Origin of the sequence: Mesomycoplasma ovipneumoniae, assembly GCF_035918255.1 — a bacterium.
Taxonomy (GTDB): Bacteria; Bacillota_I; Bacilli_A; order Mycoplasmatales; family Metamycoplasmataceae; genus Mesomycoplasma; species Mesomycoplasma ovipneumoniae_A.
In genome coordinates this window covers 709,761-722,229 of the sequence record NZ_CP142136.1, presented here as the reverse complement: position 1 = coordinate 722,229, position 12,469 = coordinate 709,761, and the positions used below count along the sequence as shown (strand labels likewise).

The following is a 12,469-nucleotide window of genomic DNA, read 5'->3' as shown; positions in this document are numbered from 1 at the left end:
AAGCATCTTTCTGAAAAAAATTAACATATTATGAAAAAATAACAGAGGAATTTAAAATAAAATATAGAAAAATGATAATTATCTGCGTTTTTACATTAATTTAGTGTATAATTTAATTTAATTTTTCTAGTTTGCTCCTAATCTAATTGGACCAATCTAATATCGATTTGTATTAAAAAAATCTGGAATAACAAAAAGAAGTGGGGTAAAATATTGAAAAAAAATATCTCCAAACCTGATTTTTCAAAAGCATTCAAAATCTTTTTAAGTTTTGGTACTTTATCTTTGGCCATCTCTGGAATTACTTTGATTGGTATAAAAAATCGCGATAAAACCGAGCACTTTAATATACCAGTAACCCATTCAGACCAACAAACTGAAAAACTTTTAGATCAAATTAACTATTTATCAATAGGTGATTCAATTTCTGCCGGTTTTAATTGGGATTATTCACTTGATCTCCGTGGAAAAATTGACGGAAATAACAAAATTAATGGACTCTCATATCCAGCCTTTTTTGCTAGTTTTATTCAAAAAATAAAACCAAATGCGCTTAAATCCTTTGATAATTTGGCTCTTTCTTGAACAACAGTCACTGATTGACTTTATTTACTTAATCCCGAAAATGAATTTTATAAACATTCTGATAAGACACATTTTCATTTTAATTATCATTTAGACAAAAAATTAGACTCACCATATGGCGAGCAAATTCGTGAAGTTTTTGGTGATTTTAATTCAAATAGCTACCCAAAACTACATAAAAAAATTCAAAATTCTAATTTGCTAACCCTTTCATTAGGTGCAAATGATTTAATCGAAGCTATTGATTTTCGCACAATCGCCAAGCCAATGCAAAAACTTGCAACAAAAGCTGAGGTAAATTTTGAATTTGACCAAAACATTGAAATTGCAAATCAAAAAATTTACAGAAATTTACAACTATTAATTCAAAGTTTGCGAAAAATCAACCCTGATTTACAAATAGTTTTAGTTGGATATAATTCTTTGTCTTCAAAAATTATTAAATTTTTTGAAAAAATGCTCACAAACGAAATTGGCGTTCCAGAAAATTATGCTGATTTAATAATACAAGGCTTGAATTCAACAATCCAAAAAGCCGCAAAAAGCCAAAAAGTAAATTATGTTGATTTATACAATGAATCAATTTGGCAAGATAAACACTCCGAATTTGCTACAAACGACTTAGACATTCACCCATCAACTAAGGGCTATAAAAAAATGGCCCAAGATTTGCTGTTTAAATTAGCCTTTGAACAAGACCTAGAATTCAAAAACAAGGCAAATACTAAATTACAATGAGACGAAAAATATGTCCAAAAAGACATTAATTCTTACCGTCGAATTCTAAATTTAGGTCAAAATTCAGAGATTTTTAAGGCTTTAACGGTCGACAATTCACCTGAAAAATTTATTTCAGAAAATTCTGAAATTGAAAAATTAACTATTCAAAATATTAAAAAAGCTGAAAACTCGCCGATACAAAATTTTGTAAACGTGATACTAAATAATAATTTTGGCGCGTTTTTAAACCGTTTTATCCAATTAGCTGTTCAAAATAATTCAAGTGTGCAAAAAATTTTAACTAATTTTTGACAAGAAAACCAAAAAACCGGTGCTTCTTTTACCGAAATTTTGCAAAAAATTTTCTCAAGTGGCTTTTTTAGTCAAATAATTGACCGTTTTCAGTCCTATGTCCAAGATGTAACTAATAACAAAAATTGAGAAAAAGCAACAATTTCTGGCCTTGTTAGTCATATTTTTGCTGATTTTAACGAAAAACAAATAATTGATGTTCTAAATACCGTTGTAACTTCTGAATTTGCAGATAACAATCCTGAAAAAATTAAAGATTTAATTTTTGCATCCATTTTTGGCCAAACAATTGTCCAAGATTTATTAATAAATAACATTATTAAAATCGACCTTAAAAATAAGGAAGATTTAAAAATTGTTTTTACTTTTGATTCGATAAGAAAATTATTTTCTAAAATAATTACTGATTATCATCTTCGGTCAAAAGACTATAAAAATTCACAGAATTTTCAGGAAATAATCCGTACTTATTTAGAAAATCCTGACAATGACAATGATAATGTTGCTTTTATCCGAAATTTTATCTCTGAAACACTAAAACATCATGAATCTGTTCAATTATTAGTAACAATTATTAACGATAATTTTGAATTTAATTTGAATGAGGCAGATCAGACTTCAATTGTTGATCTTTTAGTTTCAATTGCCGATGTTGTTGTTCGCACTAATGTTTGGGCTAAATTAAATGACCAAGCAGCAAAAAATTTCTTAGGCGTGATCAAACAAATCAAAACTACTGATATCGCTGAAAATATTACTTCAATTTTTTCAGAGCAAATTTATACAAATTACTCAACTTTTTTTAAAGATTCAAAAAATTTACTTGATTTATTTCACGAACTTCTAAGTTTTGACTTAAGTCAAAACCAAATTGATTCACTAAAAAAATTACTTAATAAATTCTACCCAATTTTAACAAAATTTGACCTAAGTAATTTTATCGATGATTCAAACCCTAATTTTGCTAGTTTTTCATTCTTTTTTGACTCACTCAAAGATTTTTTGTCTTCAAATTCATTTAAACCACTTGCTGACATTGTAAATCAAGCGATTAACGATTTTTTAATAAATAAAAGCACATATCGACAAATTGACAACTTAAATCGTTTTGGCTTTCAGTTTTTAGCTAATAATTTGCCAAAACTTGAGGAAAATATTTACGAATTTATTGCTAGAAATGTAGAAAATGGTCAATTTTTAACCAACCTTACTAGTTTAATTTCAAATTCATTAGGCTCACAAGGATTAAATGAAAAATCAATTGCAACTTTTACATCAATAATAGAACTAATTTTTCAAGATTTTCAAGTTAAATATCAACTTTGAAAACAAGATAGATCAGCTTCGACTGATAATTTAATTTTTGGTTTTGTAAAGGTAGCCTTAGAAAATTTTGAAGCTTTTTATAAAGAAAATTCTGACGAATATAATTCAGTAAAATTTCGTCTTAATGAGGCCGAGAAAAAACAAAATCCACTAGAAATTGAACAATATTCTCGTAAAATCGCTTCACTTGATGAAGCATTATCTTTTCAAAATTTTTCTTCATACTTTTTAAATAATTTTTTTACTCAAGATACAATTTATACACTCTTAAAAAATCTTGCAAGTCTTGATTTCAAAACTAAAATCTCAGATGAGAATTTAGTTTTATTTTTCAAAAACCTTTTTGGACAGTCATTTTTACACAAACAACTTCTTGAAAAATTAAACCAAAATAGTTTTTTTAGCAACCCTAAAATTCAAAATTCACTTTTAAATGTTTTAACTAACTTTTTCGAATCAAAACAAGTTGAACAATTACTTTCAAAACTTATTGAGTATTTTTTTGACAAAAAGGCATTTGAATTACATCCAAATTTTAATTCACTAGTTGAAAATTTTCTCAAACAAAATACTCAATTAATTGAGCAAGTTTTTACCCTTTTTTTAGGAGATTCTTCAACTTGAAATTCAATTTCTGAATTTTTAAAAGTAATTTTGCAAGAATATAAATTAAATTTGTCAGAAAATTCAGTTAAGACAATTTTGGATTTAGTGCGTGATATTTTTTCAAAATTAAAAGAATCAACTTTTGATTTTAGTGATCAATCAAAAACTCATTCACCATTAATAATAAAAGCTTTAATTTCAATCATATTTGATGCAATTTCAGGTAATTCAACCCCTAAAAAACCAGTTCTTGAGACTTTATTTGACAGTTTTAGCGTCGATATTGCAAATAATTATTATTCAACAGAGCAAACAAATACTTTAGATAATAGCGAAAATCAAAGCACAATTTCTCAAGATAGTATTGCAACTTTGATTTCCGAAGTTGTTAGAAGTAACCCTATTTCTGAACAGATTCGGGCAGGTTTAGCAAATATTCCACAAGAATATCTTGAAAGTGTTATGCCAATTTTTGACTGATTTTTACAATCGCCGGCACTAAAAGATTTGTTTAATTCCTATTTTAAAATAGTTGCAAAAGCAGAAATCCAAAAACCACTAAATAACCTTTCATTAATTAAAACATTATTTGAAAAACAATATTTTAATAAAATTATTGGTGAATTTATTGTTAAATTAGATGAGAAAAATGACACTTTAATTGATAATTTTGGAACACTAGCAGGAAAACTATTTGAAACTCAATTTGAAAAAACTGAATTCCAACCGTTGTTTAAATTAGTCAAAGAAATAATACAAAACAATCTTGATAATTTTTACAAGGAAGAAATTGATCCAAAAGGACTTTTTTCACCTGAAGCCGCCACTGTTAATGTAAGCCAGGATTTTTCTGAAGCACCAGCAAATACTCAACTTTTTAATGATACTAGTAATACTGAAGAATCCCAAAATTCTTCATTAACAGCAACTTCTAGCGAAATAACCTCGCCCCAAGCCGAAGCAAATTATACAAAAGAAAATGCATTACTTACAAAGTTTATTTCAGTTTTAAGCAGATTAACTAGCGGAGATTTTTCACTTTCAAATTTTAATTTGCTTTTAGAATCTGAAATTGCAAATGAAGAATTTATTGTTGAACTTATTAAACAAGTTGCATCAGTTTATAATAAAATTGAACAACCTGAAAAAGATAATCTTTGAAAAGTTATAACTAGAATTTTCCAATCTAAGTTTTTTAAAGAAAAAATTAATTCCTTAGCTATTGGTGATGTAAGTAGTTTTTCACTGTTTAGCAATTTGTCACAAGAAAAAAAACAGCAAATTGAGCCATTACTCAAAGATTTGTTATTGCAATTTTTACCAGATTCTGCAAACAAAGTTTTAATTTTTAGAGTTTTTAGCTATATAAATAAAAATTTAATGGCTTTTAAAGATGTAAAAACCTTCTCTTCCCTTTTGGCTAGTTTCTTAAAGGATGAATCAGCAACTCAAACCAACCAAAGTCAGCAACAATCTGATCTACAAAATAATAGTGAATTTTTAAAATCATATTTATGATATGTGGTGCATTTTTTAGTAAAAAATGATAAATTTTCTGATTTAGTGATTGATGTGATTGCCTCATATTTAAAGCTAAATTTAGATGACAATAAGGATTATTCTAGTTTTAAAATTGAAAAACCAAGAGAAATACTAAAAAAATTTTTAAGAGAATTTATTGGCCTTGGTCTTGAAAATCCCCTTATTTCTGGTATTTTGGATCAAATAGTTGATTCAATTAAAAATTCAGATACTACCCAACAAGCAAAAAGTTTTTTTGAAACCTTATTTAATAAATTAGACCTTTCAAAAGTTCTCAATCTTGATTTAGTAATCAAAATTGAACCAAAAATTGATGATTCTGTTCAACCAACTTCACAAACAGAAACCCAAAACTTGATAAATGAGACAAATTTATCAATAAACACACCAAAAGGACAAAAAATATCGACACAGTTGTTTGCCGAATTTTTTGATACACTTTTTCTCACCTCACCAAAATGAGATTCTGCAAATAAAGATAACAACTCTCCGATTCTAAATGAATTAAATAACATACAATACACCGGAATTTCATTAAAGGAAGTTTTTGGGTCCGGCGGAAATAGTGGATCCGGTGGAAATAATGGATCCGGCGCCGGTGGAAAAGATTCTCAATTAGACGCAATTTCAAAGTTATTTCACAAAATATGGTATTCTGAAAAAACAAAGGCAAAAATTTCAATTGATAACTTTAAAGACACCGCGAAGGGAAGATTTCTTTATAGATTAGTGTTAATCCTTCTTTTTTATACATATGAGTCAAGAATTTCTAAGCTTGCAGTTAAAACTTGGGCATTTTACGGTGGTGCTTTGTCTTCTTATACTGCATCCGAAATAATTCGTACATCGTTACAAAATGGCGAACAATCAAATAAAACTAAAAATACCGATGCTGATTATAAAAACTTTATTGATAAAGTAATAGGTAATCCTGTAAAAATTCCAGGTTGGGTTTGAAACACCTATTACAAATCTTCAGATTTAAAATTAAATGATATGTTAACAATGATTTATTATAATTCTGAAAATAATCGATTTTCTCATGATACCGGTCAGCCTAAATTAAGAGACCAAATTTTTCAACAAATTCATGATGGAACTTATCCTGATAAATTTGAAAATCCAACTACAACAAGATAAGTTTTATTTAATTTATAGTTAATTTTAGTACAATAAATAATTCATCCTTTAGCCAATCCTAGATGAATTTGCTCCTTAAAACTTATTTTAGATTATCTCATAAAAATTGAGATTCCTAATTAATCAAGACTTTTACCGCCTGTGTTTTGCAAAAATCAAATGGTTAGAAATTTATCTTTGTGGTGGTATTGTTTTTAATTTATCAAAAAAAATTCTTATTGTTGTAGGAATTTTTTTGCACTTTTGAAGCTATCGGCTCGCAAATTCTTACCTATAATAAAACGATTATTTTAAAAATTTAGAAAAAGTTTTACCACTAAAATGCTTATTTATTAACTTATTTTATGAATGTATTTCCTTTTTTTTTTTTTTGTTAAAATTTTTTATACAATACTTAGGAGGAAAGTGTGTCGAAAAGTACAATCACTAAAAAACTACTAACTAAAAAAAATATTTTTCTTTTAGGGCTAAGCACTATTGCTGGAGGGGTAATTATTGGTGCTCCGCTAGTTGTTTTTGCAAATTTAGAATTAAAAAACCCCCGAATTGATGTGCAAAACCAAGCAAAATCAATTTCTTTCATTAGTATAAAGGATAAATATTTAAATGCTAATTCAGACTATTTAGATCTAAAAAAGAAACTTTTAAATGATGATAACACCAAAAAATCTAACATTGATTTAACAGATTTTTTTGATTTTTATCAAATTAATAATGCCAGCATTCCCATTGATTTTTCAAACGATTATAATTGAAAACCCTTCAAACTGGAAATTTTTGATATTAAACCTGATGATAATGACCAATCATTCGAGGTTTATTGGCGAGTTTTACAAAAATTAGACGATGATAAAACAGCTAATTCTGACTTATTTAAACAAAAAGTTGCTTATAATTATGTTCCAGATTATTCACTTTCTAATTTTTCAACTTTCTCAGAAGACCAACTCAAGAAATTAAGACCTTACACAAATAGTGAGTTTAATTTTTCATTTAAAAAAGAATTGACAAAGTTAATTTCAGTTGAAGATTTTCAAAAAGAAGTTAATAGCGCAAAAGATGACAATCAGGCTAGACAAATTATTAACAAATATTTTAACCTTGATGAAACAATTTCGCAAATTTTTAGAAATAAAAGCTTTTATTTTGAATCTGAAAGTGGTATTAAAAAGCCTCGCTATAATATAAATTTGGTAAAAGATCAAATTATTGCTGATCAATATTTAGTAAAAACAGCCACCCCAGGCGTTTATAAACTGACCTTTGTTGCCCAGTTTTCTTCTGATTTTTCAAAGGAAATTAGCGCTGATTTTAACAAGGATTCCAAATTTTTCCTCACTACTCAACTCAATTTAGACAATTCTTTTCTTGATAATTCAATTAGTGATGATATTGTCTTAAGTGAATTTTCTGATAATGATTATTATGCAATAAATAATTTTAGTCAAAATAATTTGACTTCAATTACAGGATGACATTTTCTAAATTACTATAATAATGAAATTTTTGCAACCAAGGAAAAGCGCGCAGATTTTCTTAATTCACTTATTGAAAAAATTGTCAAAACACCACTAATATCAAAAATTAGATTCCAAAATAAACTAGCAAATTTAAATTTTAACCAAATTTCAAAATTTTTAGATCTTCAAATAAAACTAGATTCTGAACAAGTCAATTTAGATTTTAAAGATAACAATGTTGTTGCACAAATTAATGGCGATATTGTTATAAAAGATAAAAGAAACGATAAAATTATCGCTACAAAAAGATTTTCTCAAAGTATTAAAAATTTTGAGATATTAGTTCAAAATGATCCTGATTTTGCAGCTTCAATTAACAAGAATAATTTGGTTATTCAACCACAGGCCCAAGAATCTGTTCCAAAAAATAGTCAAAAAGGAATTCCAAAAGATGAAATATTGGCGCTAATTGGGGCAAATAATTTCGATAAATTAAAGAAAGTTCTTGAAAATTCTCGTTATTATGGTTTTAAATTTGACGAAACCCAACTAAAATCAATGGTTGATAGCTATAATTTACCAACTGTTGAAGATTTAATTAAAAACTCAAATGTTGATGATGCAGCTTCTAAAGGTATAACATCAATTTTTTCTAATTATTTTAATACTGACGAGAAAATTTCACAATTTTTGTCATCTTTATCAAAACAAGACATTAGTTTTGTCGCAAAATATTGGTTTGATTTTCTTAAACATTTTAAATTAATAGATTCTGCAACAAACTGGCCAGAAAATTTTAATATTAATGAATTATTTAAAAAATTAAGTGAAATTAAAATTAAACCTACAGCAAAACCGCGTGGTCAAATTGGTGATAATTCTGAGCCAACAGTTTGACTTTTTTCATTTAACTATGGTTTTTTAGATTCTAATAAACCTCTTGAAAATGGTTTTTACATTAGTAATGAGTTTAAAAATACTCTTAATTTGATGAAAACAAATTCATCCATTAGTCTTGAATATTTTATAAAACAGATCGAATTACAATCAAAACAAATCAGTAAACCTAATTTTTCACAGCCAAATAATAAAAATAATATTGAAAATCTCACCGATTTTCTTGTAACTTTTTATTCATTAGCTTATTCAAAACAAAAGAACCAAAAACTTTTTACTGGTAATTTTGGTAATGATTTTGATTACAAAATTCAATTTAGCCTGGAACCTAATTTAACAAATGTCGATGGTTTAGAAAAGTCAAATGACCAAAATTTAAAAATTAAATATTGATATAATATTGGTCCAGTTGATAAAAACGGCGATCTAGTTAGCGTTATTTATCAAACCAAAAAATCAGAAATTGATCTAAAAATCAATCCTGAAAATAAACTTTTAAGTGATGAAGTTGATAAATTAGATGAAATTGCCTCAACTTTTCCATCAATTTCACAAATAGTTTTCTTATCCAATCAAGATTTTAAGGATTTTGAATCTCAAATCAAAGTTGCTACCTCAATAAAGGAAAACCAGCCAGTATCTGTTGATAATGAAGTAAAAAAACTACCTTTTAGCAGTTATTTTGCCTCAGAACATAAAGATTTAGGCTTTTATGCAATAAAACAAGCAAAACAGAGTCAAACAGATGCAACAGATACAACATCCCAAACTACCGACAGTGACATTAGCGGCGTAATTGAGAAAATTGATTCTAAGCTGGGAAACCAAGTTCAATATAATTTATTTTTATATATTTATGATAAAAATAATCCTCAAAATTTCTCAAGTCAACCTATCCGCGTTATTATCATTGAGCATACAAGCTCTCTATTAGAAAAATAATAAATTTATAAAGGAAATTATTATGAAAAAGATTAGAATAAATCATATAATTTTTGCAATTATTGGAATTAGCACGGTTGTTAGTATTTCTGCAAGCGTTCCTTATTTAATCTCCTTAAAGTCAAAAAATTATAATTCAAAATTATCGGAATTTGACGAGAAACTAGCTAATGCTAAAAATCTAAATGTTAATTCAGAATTTAACTCGTCTGAATTTGACAATCTAGTTGCTAATTTAAAACTTAAGTCAAAATTTGCTAAAAAATTAAGCGCTTTTGATGCACTGAATTTGCATTTTGATAATGCATACAATTTTGACCTAAATAACGCGATTGATTTTAGTCAAATTAGTCAAAAATATCCAGACCTAAATTTCAGATTGGTTATTCCTAGGAGTCAATCTGAAATAAAAATCGAGTCAAATAAAATAAAAAATCTTGCTGTTACTGTTTCAAATTCTAGCAAAAGTATAAATTATACTGCAAGTTTTGACTTAGATTTTTCAGATCATGATAAAACCTTTAATTTTTCAGCTGAAAATTTGAGCGCATCAATTAGTCTTCTAAATCAAGATTTTTTAGAAGGAAAAACCGCAACTGAAATTGCGATTTTGTTTTATAATGAATTTAGTAAAAATTTTAAACAAACAAAAAATTCAAGTTCAGCATTATTTGCGACATTTTCTAAATTTGGCGGAATTTCTTTTAACATAAATTCTGAACCAATTTTTGTTTTTCCTTCCAATTTTGAAATAAAACCTGATTTGCAACAAGAAAAATTAATTTTTACAAATATTGATGATGTTAATAATAAAATCGATTTATCATTAAGTTTATTTGATAAAAAAACACAAAAAAGTAGCAAATTAACACTTAACTTTGTTGATATACCTAAGAAGACCGACCAAAAAAAATCTTCTGAATTTTTAGAAATTTTTAAAAAAAATTATAAATTTAACACAGCTATTTCTAAATATTTAGCACAAAACAACCTTAATTTATCGGAATATTTTGCTCAAAACCCTCAAAATTTAAATCTTGAGCAGTTTAATTCTTGATTTACTGCAAATTCAAGTTCAAATACAAGTGAAAATGAAACATTTCTAGAAGAAATTAAAAATTTAATTCCTAATTTTACTCCAAAAAGTGTCGCTTTTTTAGTAAAAGAAAACAAAAATAACCCTAAAAATTCTAATATTGTCAATATTGGACTAAATCTTGAAGGTAATTTTAGTGATGAAATATCACTTCCTTTAGGTTTAAAACTTGATGAAAATAACAATTATACCTTTAATTTTGAACTAGAATTTGATGCAGCTGAAGAAATTTATGGTGCATATTTTAAAAATGCAATTGAGAGTTTTGATCAACAAGGATCAGAAAATATTGACAATTTAAGTTTTAAAATCAAGAAAGATTTGCCAATTACAGTTTTTGCTTCAACAATTGATGATAGAATCAAACCTTTTTTAAATCGAGCTTACAATATAAAAAATATAACAAGTGAGCTAAGCCCTTTTTTCGATGTTCTTAATTTTTTTGCAACAAAAAATAATAAAATTAATCAAACTCCAATAACTTCAAGCACTGATCAGACCACTGAAGGTTCAACCACACCTTCAGCTGTTGCTACAAATGTTAGCGCTTTACCCGTATTATTTCAAGATACATCAACTGATACAAATGATTCTTCATCCCCAAGCGCAACTCCTTCTCCAAGCCCAGATCCAACTCTAGATACAACTACTCCTCCAAGTCAACAATCTTTAGGTGATTATCTAAGAAAACTTTTTGAAAATCTTGAAAAAGCTGATTTTCCTGAAGATACTTCTTTGTATATTTCCGCAGCTTTTCAAGATGAGACCTATGGAATAAATCTTAAGATTAAAACCCCTAGCGGAATTGAAAAAAATTTAAAAATTGGACTTGATAATGTAAATAAAGATAATAAACTTTATCGATCTTTTTCTGATAGCGTAAAAACTCACCTATTTTTAGATTGAAAAACTAACGTTGTAACAGAAGACCAATCTTTAAATGGTCAGAATCAGCAAGTTTTAAAATCAATTTCAGCTGTTAATAATCCAAATTTTAAATTTAATGCAAACGAAGCCCCATCAGATAAATCAAAAGAAAAAGTTCATGTAGATAACCAAGAACAAGGTATTTATCTAGCCGAAGGTGGAATTTCCTTGGAAAGTGCAAATAATAATGCCGATTTAAAATTGGATAACGGTATTTCCTTCTTTTACGCTTTTAAACCAAATAAATTACCAAAGCTAGACGTTCTCCAATACTTTTTGTTAAAAACAGGCGAAGATGAAAATAATTTTAACTTACTTATTGAGAAGGAACTATTTGTCGAGGATGTTTTTAAAATTGGTGCTGATTTTGTTCCTAAACCTAAACCCAAGCCAAGCCATGGTATAAATTTTGATGACGAAAAACAAGGATTTCAAACAACATATAACGGTAAATTTAAATCTGAATTAATTGTAATGGATGGAGGACTTCAGCCTAGTTTGGAAATTGAGCCAAAAAATCCTCACTCATTACTTCATGATTTTCTTAATAATTCTACATCTACTATTATTTTAGGTGTGGATATTGAAAAAAAAGATAACAAATCAGTTATGAATATGAAGCTTTATTCTAGCGAATCTGATGATGCTAAAGAACCGATTTTCACCTGAAGTCGCGAAATACCAACTGGTGCAAAATTGAATTTTGGCAAAGGTTTTACTTTCGGAACCACTAAATCCGAAAATCAAAAAGCTATTGACAAACAATTTTCAAGATCTGAAACTGGAATCACCTTTAAAGGTTTTGTTTTATTTGACAAACCAGAAAGTGATAAAAAATATAAAGAACTTTTTGAACAATTTAGATCTGAGTATGTCTAGTCACAAATTTGTGTTATAAAAAAACTTCGTAAAAACG

3 protein-coding genes are annotated in these 12,469 nt (G+C 27.2%); all 3 read left to right on the top strand.

Annotation, left to right across the window (positions count from 1 at the left end):
* Positions 1 to 213 precede the first annotated feature (213 nt).
* The 3 genes from U3G01_RS02495 to U3G01_RS02485 all read left to right on the top strand — a co-directional run bounded on the left by U3G01_RS02495 (position 214) and on the right by U3G01_RS02485 (position 12,432).
* Complete coding sequence (locus U3G01_RS02495; RefSeq protein ID WP_255030721.1) at positions 214 to 6,231, top strand: SGNH/GDSL hydrolase family protein; 6,018 nt, start codon at positions 214 to 216, stop codon at positions 6,229 to 6,231.
* A gap of 407 nt (positions 6,232 to 6,638) precedes the next feature.
* Positions 6,639 to 9,530 (top strand): P97 family adhesin, encoded by a 2,892-nt coding sequence (locus tag U3G01_RS02490; RefSeq protein ID WP_255030722.1) that lies wholly within the window; start codon positions 6,639 to 6,641, stop codon positions 9,528 to 9,530.
* Positions 9,531 to 9,552: 22 nt separating this feature from the next.
* Positions 9,553 to 12,432 carry a P110/LppT family adhesin N-terminal domain gene (locus U3G01_RS02485; RefSeq protein WP_255030723.1) on the top strand — a complete coding sequence of 960 codons (2,880 nt, stop codon included), beginning with the start codon at positions 9,553 to 9,555 and terminating at the stop codon, positions 12,430 to 12,432.
* Positions 12,433 to 12,469 lie beyond the last annotated feature (37 nt).